Source organism: Streptomyces sp. NPDC049597 (assembly GCF_040675505.1).
Lineage (GTDB): Bacteria > Actinomycetota > Actinomycetes > Streptomycetales > Streptomycetaceae > Streptomyces.
In genome coordinates, this window is record NZ_JBFAOY010000012.1 from 137956 (window position 1) to 158674 (window position 20719).

Below are 20719 nucleotides of genomic sequence, written 5' to 3' on the forward strand. Positions count from 1 at the left end.
CCCGCGGGCCGGGGGCGACCGATTTGACCACCGGCCGTGAACCAGCCCCTAGGGGGTCACCTTGGAGAACGGCGTCGGTGTCAGACCCGTCCAGCGTTGCTGGACCGCCTTGCCCGACTCCTTCGTCACATCGCCGTCCGGGACCCTCGCCGTCTCGGCCAGGTAGAAGCGCCCGTCGTCGAGCGAGACCAGACCGTACTGCCCCGTCGACTGCCAGCCGTACGTGCCCGAGGGCTCGTGGTGCAGTCCCCCGCGCAGCAGCGGCAGCAGCCGCCCGGTCTCGGGTTCCCGCTGGCCGCGGACCTCGCCCCACCGGGGGCTGCCCTCGCCGTCGACGACGAACAGGGAGTAGTTGGGAAAGCCGGGCTTGGAGCCCTTGTACGCGGCCATCAGCCAGTTGCCGCTGTGCCCGTCGTACTCCAGGTTCTGCACGCCGTATCTCGTGTTGCCGGTGTACAGGAAGAACTTGCCCCCGGGACGCGCCGGGCCGCTGCGGTGCGGCGCCGACTCGGTCAGCGGCCGCTCGTACGTGCGCCAGCGGCGTACGTCGTACTGGAGCAGGACCTGGTGGTCGTTGTCCTGGCGCGTCGTGTCGGCATACACGCCGTAGGCGACGGTCAGCTTCTGCGGCCCGTTCCTCCTGCCGAACGCCGGGCCGAACGCGACGCCGTCGATGCCGCTGCACCCGTAGCGGTGGTCGGCCGTCGCGCCCGTGTTTCCGTCGAAGACGCCGTCGCCGTTCATGTCGGCGGTGTAGTCCTCCACGACCTCCCGCAGGTGGACCGTGGTGACGGCCCCGCTCGTCTGCGCGTCCATGTTCATCCGGTCGATGCGGTCGCCGTCCAGGATCGCGATGTAGAACGCCTCGGCCGCCTTGTACTCCAGCGAGCCGTAGACGCGTCCGTCCTCCGTGTTGAAGTCCAGGTCACCCAGGTGGCCGGTGAACCCGGTCACGGATCCGACCGGCTTGCCGCGCAGGTCCGTCTTGACCAGCAGGTCGGTGAAGGAGAAGTACATGAACCCCTTCCGCCGGTCCAGCGCCATGCCCTGCAGGTGCCCCGACCGCCAGGCGCCGCCGTCCACCGTGAGGGGTGGCTCGACCGCCTTGGCGGGCGGACCGGCAGCGGTCGCGGAGGTGGTGACGCCGATCGTCGCGGCCGCCGTGAAGGCGGCGGCCGTGAGCAAGCCGTACGCGTGTCTGTGCATGATCCCTCCGCTGTCCTCGAAGTCCGGATGGTGCCCAGCGGAGGTGTGCGCGCCGTACCGGACCCGCGCGCACACCCGTGAGCGGCATACCCGGATGTACTGATGCTCTGTCAACAGCGGGACAGTGACGCCACAGTGGGCACCCGGCACGCGGCGGCCGTCAGCCGGTTGCCGCACCGGAACGGGTGAGCGGGGCGAACGGCACGGGGGTGCGGCCGGTCCAGCGGTGCGGCGGCGCCTTCCCCGCCCGGGCGGCGGTGCCGCGCGCCTTCCTCGGCGGCGCGGACAACGTGCCGTGAACGCCCACCACGGTACGGCGTTCACCGGCATGGGGTGCGGAACGCCCGTCGTGGGGTCACGGCTTCGGCGGCAGTCCGTTCTCCAGCTCGACCGCCCCCGTGCCGGCGGCCAGCGCGTCGAGCGACGCCTCGACCCGCAGGCACAGCGAGCCGAGCAGATAACGCGACAGGTCCTCGCGTGCCACCAGTCGCCAGGACAGCAGCTCATCCTCCGGGAGCCTGATGGCCTGGAACTGGGCCTCGGTGAGCGTGCCGCCGTCGTACACGTACGCGGCGATCGGCGGCCGTCCCTCGCCCGGCACCCAGTCCACCGTGAGCAGCGCGCCCAGTTCGAGATCGAGACCGATCTCCTCCAGCGTCTCCCGGCGCGCGGCCTGCCGGGGCGTCTCGCCGATGTCCGACTCCACGGTGCCGCCGGGCAGCGCCCAGCCCTTGCGGTAGCTGGGCTCGACGAGCAGCACCCGCTCCTCGGCGTCCCGGAACAGTGCGGCGGCTCCGGCCAGGATGCGGGGGAGGGACGCGATGTAGGCGGCGTAGTCGGAGGTCGTCACGGCAGGCAGCGTAGGTCATCGGGCACCCGCCGCGGCGGGTGCGCCATGCCCCGGCGGCGCCGCATACGGAGGAAACACCCACGTGCGCGGCGTGACGCTGTGCGATGCCGGGGTAGCAGGGCGCCCGAGGGTGCGGATAGGGTCGGGGGCGGCGCGACTGCCTGTTCGACAGCAAGGGATACACGGTGAGGGACGGAGCAGTTTCTCAGCCTGCGCGGGTGCTCGTCGCAGCTGACAAGTTCAAGGGCTCGCTCACGGCGGTGCAGGTCGCCGAGCGGGTGACGGCCGGGCTGCGGCGGATCGTCCCGGACCTGGAGGTCGACACCCTGCCCGTCGCCGACGGCGGCGACGGCACGGTCGCCGCGGCGGTGGCGGCGGGGTTCGAACGCCGTGAGGTACGGGTGACCGGGCCGCTCGGCGACCCCGTGACCGCGGCGTACGCCCTGCGGGAGGGCACCGCGGTCGTGGAGATGGCCGAGGCCTCGGGTCTCCAGCACCTCCCGGCCGGCGTCTTCGCACCGCTCACCGCCACGACGTACGGCTCCGGGGAGCTGCTGCGCGCCGCGCTCGACGCGGGCGCGCGCACGATCGTCTTCGGCGTCGGCGGCAGCGCGACCACGGACGGCGGGGCCGGGATGCTGGCCGCGCTCGGCGCCCGTTTCCTGGACGCGGACGGCAAGCCGGTGCCACCGGGGGGCGGCGGCCTGGGCGCGCTCGCCACGGCGGACCTGTCGGGCCTGGACGCCCGTTTCGAGGACGTCGACCTGATCCTCGCCAGCGACGTCGACAACCCGCTGACCGGACCGAAGGGCGCGCCCGCGGTCTACGGCCCGCAGAAGGGCGCGACCCCGGACGACGTGGCCGCCCTCGACGAGGCACTCGCCCACTACGCGTCGGTCCTCGGCCCGGACCTGGCGGACGCGCCCGGCGCGGGCGCGGCGGGCGGCATCGGCTACGGCGCGCTCGTCGCGCTCCGTGCCCGCTTCCGGCCGGGCATCGAGGTCATGCTGGACGTGCTGGGCTTCGCGCCGGCGCTGGAGCGGGCGACGCTGGTCATCACCGGCGAGGGCTCGCTCGACGAGCAGACCCTGCACGGGAAGGCACCGGCGGGCGTGGCCTCGGCGGCCCGCGCGCAGGGTATCGAAGTGGTCGCGGTCTGCGGCCGTCTGGCCCTCCCGCCCGAGGCCCTGGGACGCGCGGGCATCCGCCGCGCCTACGCCCTGACGGCGCTGGAGCCGGACCCGGCGGCGTCCATGGCGCATGCCGGCCCGCTGCTGGAGCAGGTGGCGGAGTCGATCGCCCGCGACTTCCTGACGTAGGTGGCCACGCGGGTGACCCCGCTCTGCCACGACGCCGCCCCGGCGGGCCCTGCCCGCCGGGGCGGGTGCGTGTGCGACAGGAGTCGCCTCGCCCGCACGGTTGTAGGAAGGCGGCCACTGGGTACCCGCACGACGTGCACGGCCCGCGCGGCAGTCACTGCCCCGCGGGCACACCCCAGGAGGAGGCGCAGCAATGAGCACGGTGAAGGAGACCGTCGAGGTCGACGTCCCGGTCCGCACCGCCTACAACCAGTGGACGATGTTCGAGGAGTTCCCGAACTTCATGGAAGGTGTGGAGGCGGTCACCCAGGTCGACGACCGCCACAACCACTGGACCACCAAGATCGGGGGAGTCAAGAGGGAGTTCGACACCGAGATCGTCGACCAGCTCCCCGACGAACGCATCACCTGGCGCACCACCAGCGGCGACACCAAGCAGAAGGGCATGGTGCGCTTCCAGCGCCTGGACGACACGCACACGCGGGTGGAACTCGTGATGGACGTCGAGCCCGGCGGCATGGCCGACAAGGCCGCCGACATGACCGGGATGATCGACCGGCGCGTCAAGGGCGACATGCGTCGCTTCAAGGAGTACGTGGAGCACCAGGGCGGCGAGAGCGGAGGCTGGCGCGGCCGCATCAAGCCCGGATGACCGACCGCCTACGCTCTGCCACATGGTGCATGTACTGGGCAGCAGGATTCTGCTGAGCCCCACCGACCCTCAGCGCTCGCGCGACTTCTACGGTCGCGCTCTGGGGCTGGCGGTCTACCGTGAGTTCGGGACCGGCGAGGAGCGGGGCACGGTGTACTTCCTCGGTGGCGGATTCCTCGAACTCTCGGGCCGCTCCGACACCCCGCCCTCGCCGGCCGTGCGGCTGTGGCTGCAGGTGCCCGACGTGCGGGCCGCACACGACGAACTGCGTGAGCGGGGCCTGGAGGTGCTGCGTGCGCCGCGGAAGGAGCCGTGGGGGCTGGTCGAGATGTGGATCGCCGACCCGGACGGGGTGCGCATCGCGGTGGTCGAGGTGCCCGAGGACCATCCGCTGCGCTATCGCCCGTGACGGGACGCGGACGCGGGACACGCGCACCGCGCCCACCCGGAACGGGCCGGCGGGGCGGGGGGACACCCGGCACGCCGAGGGCCCCGGATGCTGCGCATCCGGGGCCCTCGGCTTCTGTGACTCGCGCGCCTTCGGCGTGCTACGGCACCTGCGCCGCCCGCGCCTCACGGCTCTCGCGGCGGTTGTCGCGGAACGTGTTCACGCGACGGGCGGTGGCGAAGAGGGGGATCGTCGCCGCCATCACGATCTGCAGCGCGCAGCCCATCTGGAGCAGCACCTGGCCGCCCGGCGCGTCGAACGCCCACGCCGCCAGCATGCCCATCGCCGCGACGATCCAGCCGAGCATCGCCACCGCGAGGACACCCCGCGGCTTCGGGTACTCGACGCGGCTCACCATCAGCCACGCCGCGCCGATGATCGCCAGCAGCGTCGGGATGAAGGGCAGCTCCAGCAGCACGATCGAGACGACCGTGAGCGCTCCGAAGGGGCTCGGCATGCCCTGGAACATGCCGTCCTTCATGGTCACGCACGAGAATCTCGCAAGCCGCAGCACCACCGCCAGCAGCACCACGATCGCGGCCACGGCCGAGACCCGCTGGTGGGCGTCGTCCGCGACCATGCCGTAGACCAGCACGAAGTACGCGGGCGCGAGACCGAAGCTGATCAGGTCCGAGAGGTTGTCCAGCTCGGCGCCCATCGGCGACGACCGCAGCTTGCGGGCAACGAGCCCGTCGCAGAGGTCGAAGATCGCCGCCAGCAGCATCAGGATCACGGCCGTCGCGGCGCTGTGCCGCGCCATGCCGGTCTCCTGGCTGCCCTGGAGGTGCGGGATGAGGATGCCGGTGGTGGTGAAGTACACCGCCATGAAACCGCACGTGGCGTTGCCGAGCGTGAGGGTGTCCGCTATCGACAGCCGCAGAGAGAGCGGCATCTCCTCCGCGTCGTCCTCTTCGTCGGACTCGGCCACCCAGTTCGCCTGCGTGTCGGGATCAATCACGGTCAATGCGAGTCACCCCCGCCGTAGTGGTCTGGCCCACCTCGACAGCGACCTCGACACCCTCGGGAAGGTAGATGTCGACGCGCGAGCCGAAGCGGATCAGACCGATGCGATCGCCCTGCTCGACCTTGGTGCCCTGCGGGATGTAGGGGACGATGCGCCGTGCGACCGCACCGGCGATCTGCACCATCTCGATGTCGCCCAGTTCGGTGTCGAAGTGCCAGACAACGCGCTCGTTGTTCTCGCTCTCCTTGTTGAACGCGGGCACGAAGCCGCCGGGGACGTGCTCGACCGACGTCACGGTGCCGGCGAGCGGCGCGCGGTTCACGTGGACGTTGAGCGGGCTCATGAAGATCGCGACGCGCGTGCGTCCGTCCTTCCACGGCATGATGCTCTGCACCACTCCGTCGGCGGGCGAGATGACCCGTCCGGACGCGATCTCGCGCTCCGGGTCGCGGAAGAACCACAGCATGCCCGCCGCGAGCGCGGTGGTGGGCACGGCGATCGCCGCGGCCCGCCGCGAACGGCGGGCACGGGCCAGGCTGAGTGCAGCGGTGGCGACGGTCGGCAGAAGCCACGGCGATGCTCCGCGAGCGATCCGTACGCCAAAGCGGCTGTCGCGTGGTGCAGAGGTTTGGCTGTGGGGCATGGATGACCTTCGTAGCGGATGATGCCGCGCTGGTAACGGGGGACGGCGGCTTTCCGGCCGATGGTATCGGGTACGGAGCACAACTGGGAAAGCCTGAAACCGAGTCGGCGGCCGGAAGATGATGACAGGGTGTGATCTTCTTCGCGGCCGTACCGACTCAAATGCGGCAATCAACCCTGGAAGCGGTACTCCTCGAGCAGCCGACGCCCAATGATCATTTTCTGGATTTCGGCGGTACCTTCACCGATCAGCAGCATCGGAGCCTCGCGGTAGAGGCGCTCGATCTCGTACTCCTTGGAGAAGCCGTAGCCGCCGTGGATACGGAAGGCGTCCTCGACGACTTCCTTGCAGTACTCGGAGGCGAGGTACTTCGCCATCCCTGCCTCCAGGTCGTTTCGTTCCCCGGAGTCCTTTTTGCGTGCCGCGTTCACCATCATGGCATGCGCGGCCTCGACCTTGGTAGCCATCTCGGCCAGCTTGAACTGGATCGCCTGGTGGGAGGCGATCGGCTTGCCGAAAGTGTGACGCTGCTGGGCATACGAGACGCCCAGCTCGAAGGCACGCTGCGCGACACCGCAGCCACGTGCCGCGACGTTCACGCGGCCGACCTCCACGCCGTCCATCATTTGGTAAAACCCTCGGCCGGTGACCCCGCCGAGCACCCGATTGGCCGGAATGCGCAGTCCGTCCATGATGAGCTCGGTCGTGTCGACGCCCTTGTAGCCCATCTTGTCGATCTTCCCGGGGATGGTGAGGCCCGGACGGACCTCGCCGAAGCCCGGCTCCTTCTCGACGAGGAAGGTCGTCATCGACTTGTGCGGGGCCGTGCCCTCGGGGTGTCCTTCGTCACTCCGGCACAGGACCGCGACCAGGGTGGACGTGCCGCCGTTCGTCAGCCACATCTTCTGGCCGTTCAGGACGTACTCGTCGCCGTCCTTCACGCCCTTGGACGTGATCGCCGAGACGTCCGAGCCGAGGCCCGGCTCCGACATCGAGAACGCGCCGCGCACCTCGCCGAGCGCCATGCGCGGCAGGAAGGTGTCCTTCTGCTCCTGCGTGCCGTGCTGCTTGAGCATGTACGCGACGATGAAGTGGGTGTTGATGATGCCCGAGACGGACATCCAGCCGCGGGCGATCTCCTCGACGCACAGCGCGTACGTGAGAAGGGACTCACCCAGGCCGCCGTACTCCTCCGGGATCATCAGGCCGAACAGGCCGAGCTCCTTGAGGCCGTCGACGATCTCTTGCGGGTACTCGTCCTTGTGCTCCAGCTCCGTGGCGACAGGGATGATCTCCTTGTCGACAAAGTCACGGACGGTGGACAGGATCTCCTGCTGGACATCGGTCAGACCTGCGGTCTGGGCGAGTCGGGCCATGACTACTTCTCCTGCGACTTGAGTTCGGGCCGGCCGGGCTGCTCGCCGCCGCGCTCCTTGATGTACGTCTCGGTCGGGACCATCACCTTGCGCCGGAAGACGCAGACGAGGGTGCCGTCCTGCTTGTAGCCCTTGGTCTCGACGTAGACGATGCCGCGGTCGTTCTTCGACTTCGACGGGGTCTTGTCGAGGACCGTGGTCTCGCCGTAGATCGTGTCGCCGTGGAAGGTCGGCGCCACGTGCCGCAGCGACTCGATCTCCAGGTTCGCGATGGCCTTGCCGGACACGTCCGGCACGGACATGCCGAGCAGCAGCGAGTAGATGTAGTTCCCGACGACGACGTTCTTGCCGAAGTCCGTCGTCTTCTCCGCATAGTTCGTGTCCATGTGGAGCGGGTGGTGGTTCATGGTGAGCAGGCAGAAGAGGTGGTCGTCGTACTCGGTGACCGTCTTCCCGGGCCAGTGCTTGTAGACGGCCCCGACCTCGAACTCCTCGTAGGTGCGTCCGAACTGCATGTCGCTCAGGGCCTTTCTAGTTGGCGGGGATTTCGAACTTGGTGGTGCGCTGCATGCCGGCCGCGCGTCCCTTGCCGGAGATGACCAGCGCCATCTTGCGGCTGGCCTCGTCGATCATCTCGTCGCCGAGCATCGCCGAGCCCTTCTTGCCGCCCGCCTCGGACGTGTAGTAGTCGTACGCGTCCAGGATCAGCTCGGCGTGGTCGTAGTCCTCCTGGGAGGGCGAGAAGATCTCGTTGGACGCCTCGACCTGGCCCGGGTGCAGCACCCACTTGCCGTCGAAGCCGAGCGCGGCGGCGCGCTGGGCGACCTCGCGGTAGCCGTCGATGTTGCGGATCTGGAGGTAGGGGCCGTCGATCGCCTGGAGGTTGTTGGCGCGGGCGGCCATCAGGATCTTCATCAGGATGTAGTGGTACGCGTCGGCCGGGTAGCCGGGCGGCTGCTCGCCGACGACCAGGGACTTCATGTTGATGGAGGCCATGAAGTCGGCCGGGCCGAAGATGATCGTCTCCACGCGCGGCGATGCCTGCGCGATGGCGTTGACGTTGTTGAGGCCCTGCGCGTTCTCGATCTGCGCCTCGATGCCGATCCTGCCCAGCTCGAAGCCCATGGTCTTCTCGATCTGGGTGAGCAGCAGGTCGAGCGCGACGACCTGCTCGGCGTTCTGCACCTTCGGCAGCATGATGCAGTCGAGGTTCTGGCCGGCGCCCTCGACGACGGTGACGACGTCGCGGTAGGTCCACTCGGTGGTCCAGTCGTTGACGCGCACGACCCGCGTCTTGCCCGTCCAGTCACCCTCGTTCAGGAACTTCACGATGGTGTGCCGGGCCTCCGGCTTGGCGAGCGGCGCGCAGGCGTCCTCCAGGTCGAGGAAGACCTGGTCGGCCGGCAGTCCCTGGGCCTTCTCCAGGAAGCGGGGGTTCGAACCGGGCACGGCCAGGCAGGAACGGCGCGGGCGGAGACGGTTGACCGGGTGCACAGGCGTGCTCATGCGGGGACCTCCAGGGGGTCGAGCTTGTTCGCGTGACGGATCTCGTCGACGATACGGCCGATGATCTCCGTGATTCCGAAGTCCTTCGGGGTGAAGACGGCGGCCACACCCGCCGCCTTCAGTTCGGTGGCGTCGGCGTTGGGGATGATGCCACCCACGATCACCGGGATGTCGGCCGCACCCGCCTCGCGCAGCCGCTTCAGCACGTCCGGCACCAGCTCGGCGTGCGAGCCGGACAGGATCGACAGACCGACGCAGTGCACGTCCTCCGCGAGGGCGGCGGAGACGATCTGCTCGGGGGTCAGCCGGATGCCCTGGTAGACCACCTCGAACCCGGCGTCGCGGGCCCGAACGGCGATCTGCTCGGCGCCGTTGGAGTGGCCGTCCAGGCCGGGCTTGCCGACGAGCAGCCGCAGCCGCCCCGCACCGAGCTCCTCCGCCGTACGGGCCACCTTCTCGCGGACGAGGGCGAGCGGGGTGCCCGCCTCGGCGGTGACCGCCACCGGGGCGCTGCTGACGCCCGTCGGCGCACGGAACTCGCCGAAGACGTCACGCAGCGCCCAGGCCCACTCGCCGGTGGTGACGCCCGCACGCGCGCACTCGACGGTGGCCGCCATCAGGTTCTCGGTGCCCGCAGCGGCTTTCTTCAGCGCCGCGAGGGCTTCCGCCGCGCGGGACTCCTCCCGGCCGGCGCGCCACTCGTGCAGCTTGGCGACGACGCGGGCCTCGTTCGCCGGGTCGACCGTCATGATCGCCGTGTCGAGGTCCGCGGTGAGCGGGTTCTCCTCGGTCGTCTCGTAGATGTTGACGCCGACGATCTTCTCGTCGCCCGCCTCGATCCGCGCCCGCCGCTCGGCGTGCGAGGAGACCAGCTGCGACTTGAGGTAGCCCGACTCGACGGCCGCCATCGCGCCGCCCATCTCCTGGATGCGGTCGATCTCGGCCAGGCACTCGGCGACGAGGGCGTCGACCTTGGCCTCGATGACGTGGGAGCCCGCGAAGATGTCCTCGTACTCCAGCAGGTCCGACTCGTGGGCCAGCACCTGCTGGATGCGCAGCGACCACTGCTGGTCCCAGGGCCGGGGCAGACCCAGCGCCTCGTTCCAGGCGGGCAGCTGCACGGCACGCGCGCGGGCGTCCTTGGAGAGCGTGACGGCCAGCATCTCCAGCACGATGCGCTGGACGTTGTTCTCCGGCTGAGCCTCGGTCAGGCCGAGGGAGTTGACCTGGACGCCGTAGCGGAAGCGGCGCTGCTTCTCGTTCTCGATGCCGTAGCGCTCGCGCGTGACCTTGTCCCAGATGCGGCCGAAGGCGCGCATCTTGCACATCTCCTCGATGAAGCGGACGCCCGCGTTCACGAAGAACGAGATCCGGGCGACCACGTCGCCGAACTTCTCGGCCGGCACCTGGCCCGAGTCCCGCACGGCGTCCAGCACGGCGATCGCGGTGGACATCGCGTACGCGATCTCCTGCACCGGCGTGGCCCCGGCCTCCTGCAGGTGGTAGCTGCAGATGTTGATGGGGTTCCACTTGGGGATGTTGGCCACCGTGTACGTGATCATGTCGGTGGTCAGGCGCAGCGAAGGACCGGGCGGGAAGACGTGCGTCCCGCGCGACAGGTACTCCTTGACGATGTCGTTCTGGGTCGTGCCCTGGAGCCTGGTGATGTCCGCACCCTGCTCCTCCGCGACCACCTGGTACAGCGCCAGCAGCCACATGGCCGTGGCGTTGATGGTCATCGAGGTGTTCATCTGCTCCAGGGGGATGTCCTGGAACAGCCGGCGCATGTCGCCCAGATGGGAGACCGGCACGCCGACCCGGCCGACCTCGCCGCGGGCGAGGATGTGGTCCGGGTCGTAACCGGTCTGTGTCGGCAGGTCGAAGGCGACCGACAGTCCCGTCTGGCCCTTGGCGAGGTTGCGCCGGTACAGCTCGTTGGACGCCTCGGCGGTCGAGTGACCGGCGTACGTCCGCATGAGCCAGGGCCGGTCCTTCTTGCGCTCAGTCATCTTTGGACCTCAGCCCTCAGACGTTCCGGAAGCGGTTGATGGCGTCGATGTGCTTCTCGCGCATCTCCTGGTCCTTGACGCCCAGACCCTCCTGGGGGGCGAGCGCGAGGACGCCGACCTTGCCCTGGTGGAGGTTGCGGTGCACGTCGTACGCGGCCTGGCCGGTGTCCTCCAGGGCGTACGTCTTCGAGAGCGTCGGGTGGATCTTGCCCTTGGCGATCAGGCGGTTGGCCTCCCACGCCTCGCGGTAGTTGGCGAAGTGCGAGCCGATGATCCGCTTCAGCGACATCCACAGGTAGCGGTTGTCGTACTCGTGCATGTAGCCCGAGGTCGAGGCGCAGGTGGTGATGGTGCCGCCCTTGCGCGTGACGTAGACGGACGCGCCGAACGTCTCGCGGCCGGGGTGCTCGAAGACGATGTCGATGTCCTCGCCGCCGGTGAGTTCGCGGATGCGCTTGCCGAAGCGCTTCCACTCCTTCGGGTCCTGGGTCTGCTCGTCCTTCCAGAACTTGTAGCCCTCGGCGTTGCGGTCGATGATCGCCTCGGCGCCCATCGCGCGGCAGATGTCCGCCTTCTGGTCGCTGGAGACGACACAGATCGGGTTGGCGCCGCCGGCGAGCGCGAACTGCGTGGCGTACGAGCCGAGTCCGCCGCTCGCGCCCCAGATCAGGACGTTGTCGCCCTGCTTCATCCCGGCGCCGTTGCGGGAGACGAGCTGGCGGTACGCGGTGGAGTTGACGAGTCCGGGCGCCGCCGCCTCCTCCCAGCTGAGGTGCTTCGGCTTGGGCATCAGCTGGTTCGACTTGACGAGCGCGATCTCCGCGAGGCCGCCGAAGTTGGTCTCGAAGCCCCAGATGCGCTGCTCGGGGTCGAGCATCGTGTCGTTGTGGCCGTCGGAGGACTCCAGTTCGACGGACAGGCAGTGCGCGACGACCTCGTCGCCGGGGTTCCACGCGTTCACGCCCGGACCGGTGCGCAGGACGACGCCCGCGAGGTCGGAGCCGATGATGTGGTACGGCAGGTCGTGGCGCTTGGTGAGCTCGGAGAGCCTTCCGTAGCGCTCCAGGAAGCCGAAGGTGGAGAGCGGCTCGAAGATCGAGGTCCACACGGAGTTGTAGTTGACCGAGGAGGCCATGACGGCCACCAGGGCCTCACCGGGACCCAGCTCGGGGACCGGGACGTCGTCCAGGTGGATCGACTTGCGAGGGTCCTTCTCCCGGGTCTCGAGGCCCGCGAACATCTCCGTCTCGTCCTTGTGCACGGTGATCGCGCGGTACGACTCGGGGAGCTTCAGTGCGGCGAAGTCGGCGGACGTGCTGTCCGGCGACTGGATCGCGTCCAGGATTTCCTTCACGGTGTTGCCTCCGGCGAGAAGCGTCCATGGGCGGACGCTGAGGGGTACGTCGGGGTGGTGCTGCTGCTGTGGAGGTGTGCCGTCGGTTCGGCGGATGGTGCTGCTGGCAGCGCTGGTGGGCGCGGAAGTTGCCTGTGACGCAGGCGTCCGGGCGGGGCAACCGCGAAGGGTTGCTGGGACAGCCGGCGTACGAGTGTGCTCTGCACGCCGGCCGCCCGGACAACATCAACGTATGGCACGCCGTGCCAGCTGGCAAGACACTCCGTGCCAAGAATTTCTCTCAGATGCCATTCGCCGGACACATATGAGCGATGATCGATCGAATGGGGGCGTAAAAATGGCGAAGACCGCCCGAACCGGGCGGTCTTCGCCTGAGTGTCCCGGGAGGCTCAGCCCTCCTTGAGCGCCTGTTCGATCGTGCGCATGACCTCGCTGAGCGGTGCGTCGGTGCGGGCCACGGCCACCAGGACCTCGCCCTCGGTGCGCACGGCCGCCGGCGCCGGCTCGGCGGCCGGCGCGTTGTGCGCCGCCTTGCGGCCGGCTCCTATGCCGGTGCCGAACGTGTCGCGGACGATGGCGAACGCGTGGTCCAGCTGGGCCTCCACGTCGCCCTGGCCGCCCGCCCGCAGCCAGCGGCGCAGCACGTGGTTGTGCGCCGTCACCACCGCGGAGGCGGCCACCTCCGCCAGCAGCGGGTCGTCGTTGCCGTCGTGGTGGTCCCGCTCGTCGAAGTGGGCCAGCAGATAGCGCGTGAACAGCCGCTCGTAACGCGCCACGGAGGCGATCTCGCGCTCCCGCAGCGTCGGCACCTCACGGGTCAGGCGGTACCGCTCGACCGACACGGCCGGAGAGGCCGCGTACATCCGCATGACCTCCTTGATGCCCCGGCACACCGTGTCGAGCGGGTGCTCGTGGGGCGGGGCCGCGTTCAGGACCGCCTCGGCCCGCACCAGGGTGTCGTCGTGGTCGGGGAAGATGGCCTCTTCCTTGGAGCGGAAGTGGCGGAAGAAGGTCCGGCGCGCCACTCCGGCCGCCGCGGCGATCTCGTCGACCGTCGTCGCCTCGTACCCCTTGGTCGCGAACAACTCCATGGCGGCCGCCGCGAGTTCGCGGCGCATCTTCAGGCGTTGCGCGGCGGCGCGGGAGCCTGCGGCACTTTCCGGAGCGTCGGACGCGGCGCCGGCGCGGCCGGGCCGGCGGGCGGGATCAGCGGGCTGGGGCATGACCTGAACGTACTGCATTCGCACAGCGGGGCGCGCCCGCGGGTCGGGCCCGGCCCGCTCCGACGCGGAGGGCGGGCTCCCCGGACCGAGCAGCCCGCCCCACGCGCCGTCGGGATCAGCGCCGGGCATATTCGCGGAAACCGCGACCCGTCTTGCGCCCCAGGCACCCCGCGGCGACCAGGTGCTCCAGCAGCGGCGCGGGCGCGAGGCCCGGGTCGCGGAACTCCTGGTGCAGAACCTTCTCGATGGCCAGCGAGACGTCGAGGCCGACCACGTCGAGCAGCTCGAACGGGCCCATCGGGTAGCCGCCGCCCAGCTTCATCGCGGCGTCGATGTCGTCGAGGGAGGCGTAGTGCTCCTCGACCATCTTGATCGCGTTGTTCAGGTACGGGAAGAGCAGCGCGTTCACGATGAATCCGGCGCGGTCGCCGCAGTCGACCGGGTGCTTCCTGATCCTCGTCGTGACCTCGCGGACCGTGGCGTGGACGTCGTCGGCGGTCAGGACCGTCCGCACGATCTCGACCAGCTTCATCGCCGGGGCAGGGTTGAAGAAGTGCATCCCGATCACGTCCTGCGGCCGCGAGGTGGCGCGTGCGCAGGCCACGACGGGCAGTGAGGAGGTCGTGGTGGCCAGCACCGCGCCCGGCTTGCACACCTTGTCGAGGGTGGCGAACAGCTGCTGCTTGATCTCCAGGTCCTCGGCGACGGCCTCGACGGCCAGGTCGACGTCGGAGAAGGAGTCCAGCGAACCGGCGGGCGTGATGCGCGCGAGCGTGGCGTCGCACGCCTCCTGCGTCATCCGGCCCTTGCTCACCGAGCGGTTCAGCGACTTGGTGATCAGGCCCTTGGCGTTCTCGGCCTTCTCCAGGCTGCGGGCCGCGAGGACGACGTCGTAGCCGGCCTTGGCGAAGACCTCCGCGATGCCGCTCGCCATGGTGCCCGAGCCGGCGACGCCGACCGAGCGGACCTCACGGCCCGTCGCGGCGGCGGCCGCACCGAGCGGCGTGAGCGCGTCCGTGACGACCTCGGCCGAGCCGGGGGCGGCGTACGTGTAGAAGCCGCGGCCCGCCTTGCGGCCGGTCAGGCCCGCCTCGCTCAGCTGCCCCAGGATCGGCGCGGGGGCGTGCAGCCGGTCGTGTGAGGCGGCGTACATCGCGTCCAGCACGGTGCGCGCGGTGTCGATGCCGATCAGGTCGAGCAGGGCGAGCGGTCCCATCGGCAGACCGCAGCCCAGCTTCATGGCGGCGTCGATGTCCTCGCGGGAGGCGTACCGGGCCTCGTACATGGCGGCGGCCTGGTTGAGGTAGCCGAACAGCAGGCCGTCCGCGATGAAGCCCGGCCGGTCGCCGACCGCGACCGGCTCCTTGCCGAGGTCACGGGCGAGCGCGGTGACGGCCTCGACGGCCTGCGGCGACGTCAGCACCGAAGAGACGACCTCGACCAGCTTCATGGCCGGTGCGGGGTTGAAGAAGTGCAGGCCGATGACGCGCTCCGGGCGCTGGGACTCCGCGGCGAGCCGGGTCACCGACAGGGCGTTCGTGCCGGTGGCGAGGACGGCGTCCGGGCGGACGACGGCGTCCAGCTCGCGGAAGACCTGCTGCTTGGCCTCGTACGACTCCGGCACGACCTCGATCACGAGGTCGGCCTCCGCCGCGGCCTGCAGGTCGGAGAAGGTGCGGAAGCGTGCGAGGGTGTTGCGGCGCTCCTCCTCGGTGATCCGCTCGCGCTCCACGGAGCGGGCGGTGGAGGCCTCGAGCGCGGCGACCGCCTGGCGGGCGGCGGCTTCGCTGACGTCGATGCCGATGACCTCACGGCCGGCGCGGGCGAGGACCTCGGCGATGCCGGTGCCCATGGTGCCGAGGCCGACCACGGCGATGGTGTGCAGAGGGATGTCCATCGGGGGACTCCAGGGATGAGTGACGACTGATGAGGAGCGCGCGCGGAGAAAGCCGTACAGGCGTGGGAACGCCAAAGGGCGCATGGCGCACGGGTATTCGCGTGGGCCGACGGACCTGTCCCGGGTCACGTCGTACTGATGGCAGGACTGCCGAACCGACTGCTCCCGCCGACAGCTGCGTCACCAGGCCGCGGCGGGTGCGGGGGTTACCCGCTCACATGAGATTAACTCCCGGGTAACGAGCGCGCCACCCCTCGGGTGGTGTGATCTGGATCGCCGTGCCGGCCCGCCGATACCCTGACCGCCATGGACGAGGAGTTGCGGTCACTCGCGACACGGCTGCGCGACGAGGCGGGCGGCGGTCCGGCGTACGAACGGCTGCTGGCCACCTCGGACCGGGAGGAGCTCGCCGCGGTCCTCACCGAGCACGAACGCCCCCTGTGGGCGCGCGAGATGGCCGCCTTCCGCCTCGGCTGCGCCGGTGACCGGCGGGCCTTCGAGTCCCTCGTCCTCCTGCTCAACCACCGCGATCCCGAGCGCTGCGTCTCCGCCGCCCACGCGCTCGGCCGGCTCGCCGACCCCCGCACGCCGCGCGCGGCGGCCGCACTCGCCACCAACGAGCTGCGGGTCGCGTACGCGCTGGTGCCGGTGCGGCTGCTGACCCGGCTGCGGGCGCCCGAATCCGTGCCGGCGCTGATCACGGTCCTCGGGCGGCGCCTGGCGCCCGGCGATCCGCACTGGCGGGTCGCCCTCGCCTGCGTGGAGGGCCTCGGTGCCCTCGGCGACCCGCGTGCCGGCGAGGTGCTGCGCGGGGCCCTGTCGCACCCGCGCCTGACGGCGGCGGCGTCGGCGGCTCTGGCCCGGCTGCCGGACCCGGCACCGGGCGCCTGACACCTCCCGCCCCGCGCGAGGCGGCCCGGCCGGTGGCCGCCGGTCGCGGGCGCGTCGTCCGAGGTGCGGCGCATGCGGTCTGCGGGGGCACACGCCTGTTTCGAGCCCCCACGGCTCACAGCAGCGTCAGCTGAGTGGGCTCCGGGACCGCCGGCTCCGGGCGCACCGGCAGGCGGCGGTGGCCGCCGGGCCGGGACGAAGGGCCGATCCCGAACTCGGCGGCGAGCTCGTGCACATGGCGGGTGATACGGCGCTGGTACCACTTCGGGGCGTACGCGCCCTCCGCGTACAGCCGCTCGTAGCGGGCGACCAGGTGCGGATGGTGTTCGCGCAGCCAGGCCATGTACCACTCGCGGGCGCCCGGCCGCAGATGCAGTACGAGCGGGGTCACCGAGGTGGCGCCGGACGCGGCGATCGCGCGGACGGTCGCCCGCAGCTGGTCCGGGTGGTCGCCGAGGAACGGAACGACCGGCGCCATCAGCACGCCGCAGCCGATCCCGGCGTCGGTCAGGGCGCGTACGACGTCGAGCCGGCGCTCGGGCGAGGGCGTGCCCGGCTCCACGGTGCGCCACAGCTCGCGGTCGGTGAAGCCGACCGAGACGGAGATGCCGACCTCGGTGACCTCCGCGGCCTGCCGCAACAGGTCGAGGTCCCGCAGGATCAGCGTGCCCTTGGTCAGGACGGAGAACGGGTTCGCGTGGTCGCGCAGCGCCGAGATGATGCCCGGCATCAGTCGGTAGCGGCCCTCGGCGCGCTGGTAGCAGTCCACATTGGTGCCCATGGCGACGTGTGCGCCCTGCCACTGGCGGGAGGCGAGCTGGCGGCGCAGCAGCTCGGGGGCGTTGACCTTCACGACGATCTGGGAGTCGAAGCCGAGTCCGGTGTCGAGGTCCAGATAGCTGTGGGTCTTGCGGGCGAAGCAGTAGACGCAGGCGTGCGTGCAGCCCCGGTAGGGGTTCACCGTCCATTCGAACGGCATCCGGGACGCTCCGGGGACCCGGTTGAGGATCGAACGCGCGCGGATCTCGTGGAAGGTGATGCCCCGGAACTCGGGGGTGTCGAAGGTCCGTGTGGTCACCGCCGACGCCCCGAACAGGGCGGCTTCCCTGCTGGTGGCGGGGCTCTCGGCCAGATTGTCCCAGCGCATGGGGCGCCTCCTCGCTCGCTCTGAGCTCAGAATAGAACACCTGTTCCCATGATCGCCGCAACTCCGATTTGGGAGGGGCCGCGGGAGGTGATTGGCTAGCGCGCATCCCGATGGAGCGACTGCTGGAGGAACAGGACATGGCGCAGGTCGAGGCCACCACGGAACGGATCATCTCGGCTGACGCGGAGACGGTGTTCGACGCGCTGGCCGACTACGAGGGCACCCGCGCGAAGCTCCTGCCCGAGCACTTCAGCGAGTACGAGGTGCGCGAGGGCGGCGACGGCGAGGGGACCCTCGTCCACTGGAAGCTCCAGGCCACCAGCAAGCGCGTCCGCGACTGCCTGCTGGAGGTCAGCGAGCCCACCGAGGGCGAGCTCGTCGAGAAGGACCGCAACTCCTCCATGGTCACGACCTGGCGGGTCACCCCGGCCGGTGAGGGGAGGTCCAAGGCCGTCGTCACCACCGTCTGGACCGGCGCCGGCGGCATCGGCGGCTTCTTCGAGAGGACCTTCGCGCCCAAGGGGCTCGGCCGGATCTACGACAGCGTGCTGGACAGGCTCGCCGCGCACGTCGAGAAGTAGCCTCACCGGATCGGGTGGTCTTCCCCGCGGCCCGCACGCGCGCCCCCGGCGCACCGGGCCACGGGAAAGCCCCAGATGAGCGCCCCAAGTGCGCCTTGTGCGCTGCCTGTTGGGGCCGTCTCGAACGCCCTGCCGGGAGCGCGCCCGACTTGCTCCCCCTTCATGCGCAATGCGAAGAATGACGCCGCGCAGCGTGACGAGGGGAGCAGGACGTGAGCGGCAGCACTCTGGTGAAGGACGAGCGGGCCGCCGCCGGTCCGGCGGACCCGCCGCCTCCCGTACCCGCCGCGCCGGAGCCGCTGAGCCCCCGCCGCGTACGGCTCGTCTTCACGGGCCTCATGCTCGCGCTGCTCCTGGCCGCGCTCGAGCAGATGATCGTCGCCACCGCGCTGCCCAAGATCGTGGGGGAGCTGCAGGGCCTGGACCGGATGCCCTGGGCGATCACCGCGTACCTGCTCACGGCCACGATCGGCCTGCCGGTCTACGGAAAGCTCGGTGATCTCTTCGGCCGCAAGGGCGTGTTCCAGTTCGCCATCGTCGTCTTCGTGATCGGGTCCGCACTGGCCGGCTGGTCGCGCAGCATGAACGAGCTCATCGCCTTCCGCGCCGTCCAGGGCGTCGGCGCGGGCGGCCTCATGATCGGTGTGCAGGCGATCATCGCCGACATCGTCCCGGCACGCGAACGCGGCCGGTTCATGGGACTCATCGGCGCCGCCTTCGGGCTCGCCTCCGTCGCGGGGCCCCTGCTCGGCGGCTTCTTCACCGACCATGCGTCCTGGCGCTGGTGCTTCTACTTCAACGTCCCCTTCGGGCTGATCACGCTGGCCGTGGTCTCCCTCGTGCTCAAGCTGCCGAAGCCCGCCGCCCGGGCCCGGCTCGACGTCCTCGGCACCCTGTTCCTCGCCGCGGCCTCCACCTGCCTGGTGCTGCTGACCAGTTGGGGCGGTACCGAATACGCCTGGGACTCGCGCGTCGTCCTCGCCCTGGCCGCGGGCGCCGCCGCGAGCACCGTCCTCTTCCTCGTCGTCGAGCGCTTCGCGCCCGAACCGCTCATCCCGCTGCGGCTGTTCCGCGACTCCGTCTTCACGCTCACGTCCCTCGTGGGAGCGGTCGTGGGTATCGCGCTCTTCGGGGCGGCGAGCTACCTGCCCACGTTCCTGCAGATGGTCGACGGCGCCAGCGCCACCGAGTCCGGCCTGCTCATGCTGCCGATGATGGGCGGCATCGTCGTCGCCTCCATCGTCTCCGGCCGGCTCATCAGCAGCACGGGCCGCTACCGGCTCTACCCCGTCGCCGGCAGCGCGATCTCGGTCGTGGGCATGTGGCTGCTCTCCCGGCTGGAGGCGGACACGCCGCGCCTCGAGTACAGCGTCTGGCAGGCGGTCCTCGGCATCGGCATCGGACTCGTCATGCCGGTGCTGATCCTCGCCGTCCAGAACGCCGTGCCGCCCGCCGACCTCGGCACCGCCACCAGCGCCCACAACTACTTCCGGCAGATCGGCGGCAGCGTCGGCGCCGCGGTCTTCGGCACCCTGTTCGCCGACCGGCTCACCGACGCGCTCGTCGGCCGCGTCCCGGCCGGCGCCGGCCTGCCCGACCCCGAATCGATCACCCCGCAACTGGTCCACGCCATGCCGCCCGCGCTGCGCGAGGGCTACATCCAGGCGTACGCGGACGCGATGCCGCGGATCTTCCTGTACCTCGTGCCGGTGCTCGTCCTCGGCCTGTTCCTCGCCTTCTTCCTCAAGGAGAAACCGCTGGTGTCCCACAACGCCTCCACCGCCGAGACCGCCGCCGTCCCGCACGCCCGCACCGCCGTGCGGACCGGACCGGCCCCCGCCCCCGTCGCGGGCGTCCCGGTCTGCGGCACCGTGCAGCACCACGACGGGAGCACCGTCCCGCGCGCCGCGCTCACGCTCATCGACATCCAGGGGCAGCAGATCGGCCGCGGCGCGAGCGGCGAGGACGGCCGGTACGCGCTGAGCGTGCCGGGCTCCGGCTCGTACGTGATGATCGCCGCCGCGGGCGGCCACCAGCCCCAGGCCGTGACGGTCACCGTCGGCGAGCGGCCCGTCGAGCTCGACGTCGTGCTCGGCGGAGCGGGCCGGCTCGCGGGCGTCGTCGTCACCGCCGACGGCTCCCCGGTCCGCGACGCGGCCGTCACGCTCACCGACGTGCGCGGCGAGGTCGTGGCCTCCACCCGCAGCGGCCGGGAGGGCGGCTACGTGATCGGCGAACTGGTGGCGGGGGAGTACACCCTCGCCGCCAGCGCCCCCGCCTTCCGGCCGGCCGCGCACCCCGTGAGCGTGCAGCCGTCCCGCGAGACCCGCCAGGACATCGAACTGGCCGGCGGGGCGGTGCTGCGCGGCACCGTGCGCGCCGGGGACGGCCGGCCGGTCGACGACGCCCGGGTCACTCTTCTCGACGCGGCCGGCAACGTGGTCGACACGCTCACCACCGGACCGGACGGAACATTCCGCTTCGTGGACCTGTCGTCCGGCGAGTACACGGTCATCGCGGCCGGTTATCCGCCGGTCGCCACCGTGCTCCAGGTCGCGGGCGGCGGACGCACGGAACGCGACCTCCAGCTCGGCCACGCCGACTGAACCGGTCCCGGCCTCGGCAGGGGGCGCATGAGAGCCGCGCGCGCCGC

General features: G+C 70.7%; 18 protein-coding genes. 6 read left to right on the forward strand and 12 right to left on the reverse strand.

Features of this window, described 5'->3' with window-relative positions:
* Window positions 1-48: 48 nt before the first annotated feature.
* Both AB0K02_RS16345 and AB0K02_RS16350 read right to left on the reverse strand, forming a co-directional pair.
* Window positions 49-1206, reverse strand: a complete 1158-nt coding sequence (locus AB0K02_RS16345) for a hypothetical protein (protein ID WP_365993102.1) — start codon at window positions 1204-1206, stop codon at window positions 49-51.
* Window positions 1207-1561: 355 nt separating this feature from the next.
* Window positions 1562-2056 (reverse strand): NUDIX hydrolase, encoded by a 495-nt coding sequence (locus AB0K02_RS16350; protein WP_365993103.1) that lies wholly within the window; start codon window positions 2054-2056, stop codon window positions 1562-1564.
* A 185-nt stretch (window positions 2057-2241) separates the two neighbouring features.
* Here AB0K02_RS16350 and AB0K02_RS16355 point away from each other — a divergent pair, with 185 nt between their 5' ends.
* The 3 genes from AB0K02_RS16355 (at window position 2242) to AB0K02_RS16365 (ending at window position 4436) form a co-directional block, all read left to right on the forward strand.
* Window positions 2242-3375 carry a glycerate kinase gene (locus AB0K02_RS16355; protein WP_365993104.1) on the forward strand — a complete coding sequence of 378 codons (1134 nt, stop codon included), beginning with the start codon at window positions 2242-2244 and terminating at the stop codon, window positions 3373-3375.
* A 193-nt stretch (window positions 3376-3568) separates the two neighbouring features.
* Window positions 3569-4027 carry an SRPBCC family protein gene (locus AB0K02_RS16360; protein ID WP_365993105.1) on the forward strand — a complete coding sequence of 153 codons (459 nt, stop codon included), beginning with the start codon at window positions 3569-3571 and terminating at the stop codon, window positions 4025-4027.
* A gap of 22 nt (window positions 4028-4049) precedes the next feature.
* Window positions 4050-4436: a VOC family protein gene (locus AB0K02_RS16365; protein ID WP_365993106.1), complete on the forward strand. Its 387-nt coding sequence runs from the start codon at window positions 4050-4052 to the stop codon at window positions 4434-4436.
* Window positions 4437-4575: 139 nt separating this feature from the next.
* On the opposite strand, the gene pssA is transcribed toward AB0K02_RS16365, so the two are convergent.
* From pssA to AB0K02_RS16410, 9 genes are all read right to left on the reverse strand, one after another.
* Window positions 4576-5433, reverse strand: a complete 858-nt coding sequence (pssA, locus tag AB0K02_RS16370) for a CDP-diacylglycerol--serine O-phosphatidyltransferase (RefSeq protein ID WP_365993175.1) — start codon at window positions 5431-5433, stop codon at window positions 4576-4578.
* Window positions 5426-6082, reverse strand: a complete 657-nt coding sequence (locus AB0K02_RS16375) for a phosphatidylserine decarboxylase (RefSeq protein WP_365993107.1) — start codon at window positions 6080-6082, stop codon at window positions 5426-5428. Before AB0K02_RS16375 ends, pssA begins: the two co-directional genes overlap by 8 nt.
* A 170-nt stretch (window positions 6083-6252) precedes the next feature.
* On the reverse strand, window positions 6253-7458 hold the full coding sequence (locus tag AB0K02_RS16380; protein WP_307712602.1) for an acyl-CoA dehydrogenase family protein: 1206 nt from the start codon (window positions 7456-7458) through the stop codon (window positions 6253-6255).
* A 2-nt stretch (window positions 7459-7460) separates the two neighbouring features.
* Window positions 7461-7973 carry a MaoC family dehydratase gene (locus AB0K02_RS16385; protein WP_365993108.1) on the reverse strand — a complete coding sequence of 171 codons (513 nt, stop codon included), beginning with the start codon at window positions 7971-7973 and terminating at the stop codon, window positions 7461-7463.
* Between the two features lie 16 nt (window positions 7974-7989).
* Window positions 7990-8964 (reverse strand): CoA ester lyase, encoded by a 975-nt coding sequence (locus AB0K02_RS16390; protein ID WP_365993109.1) that lies wholly within the window; start codon window positions 8962-8964, stop codon window positions 7990-7992.
* The gene (locus tag AB0K02_RS16395; protein ID WP_365993110.1) at window positions 8961-10973 is read right to left on the reverse strand and encodes a protein meaA; all 2013 of its coding nucleotides are present in this window, start codon (window positions 10971-10973) and stop codon (window positions 8961-8963) included. Before AB0K02_RS16395 ends, AB0K02_RS16390 begins: the two co-directional genes overlap by 4 nt.
* Before the next feature lie 16 nt (window positions 10974-10989).
* A complete protein-coding gene (gene ccrA / locus AB0K02_RS16400; RefSeq protein WP_365993111.1) occupies window positions 10990-12327 on the reverse strand; it encodes a crotonyl-CoA carboxylase/reductase in 1338 nt (445 codons plus the stop codon).
* A 389-nt stretch (window positions 12328-12716) separates the two neighbouring features.
* Window positions 12717-13550: a TetR family transcriptional regulator gene (locus tag AB0K02_RS16405; RefSeq protein ID WP_365993112.1), complete on the reverse strand. Its 834-nt coding sequence runs from the start codon at window positions 13548-13550 to the stop codon at window positions 12717-12719.
* A gap of 115 nt (window positions 13551-13665) precedes the next feature.
* Window positions 13666-15447 carry a 3-hydroxyacyl-CoA dehydrogenase family protein gene (locus AB0K02_RS16410; RefSeq protein WP_365993113.1) on the reverse strand — a complete coding sequence of 594 codons (1782 nt, stop codon included), beginning with the start codon at window positions 15445-15447 and terminating at the stop codon, window positions 13666-13668.
* Window positions 15448-15753: 306 nt separating this feature from the next.
* On the opposite strand from AB0K02_RS16410, the gene AB0K02_RS16415 reads away from it, so the two are divergent.
* Entirely contained in the window at window positions 15754-16338 is a 585-nt protein-coding gene (locus AB0K02_RS16415) for an adenylosuccinate lyase (RefSeq protein ID WP_365993114.1), read from the forward strand.
* A 115-nt stretch (window positions 16339-16453) separates the two neighbouring features.
* On the opposite strand, the gene AB0K02_RS16420 is transcribed toward AB0K02_RS16415, so the two are convergent.
* Entirely contained in the window at window positions 16454-17485 is a 1032-nt protein-coding gene (locus AB0K02_RS16420; RefSeq protein ID WP_365993115.1) for an Rv2578c family radical SAM protein, read from the reverse strand.
* Between the two features lie 137 nt (window positions 17486-17622).
* Here AB0K02_RS16420 and AB0K02_RS16425 point away from each other — a divergent pair, with 137 nt between their 5' ends.
* Both AB0K02_RS16425 and AB0K02_RS16430 read left to right on the forward strand, forming a co-directional pair.
* Window positions 17623-18066: an SRPBCC family protein gene (locus AB0K02_RS16425; RefSeq protein ID WP_365993176.1), complete on the forward strand. Its 444-nt coding sequence runs from the start codon at window positions 17623-17625 to the stop codon at window positions 18064-18066.
* Between the two features lie 212 nt (window positions 18067-18278).
* On the forward strand, window positions 18279-20672 hold the full coding sequence (locus AB0K02_RS16430; protein ID WP_365993116.1) for an MFS transporter: 2394 nt from the start codon (window positions 18279-18281) through the stop codon (window positions 20670-20672).
* Window positions 20673-20719 lie beyond the last annotated feature (47 nt).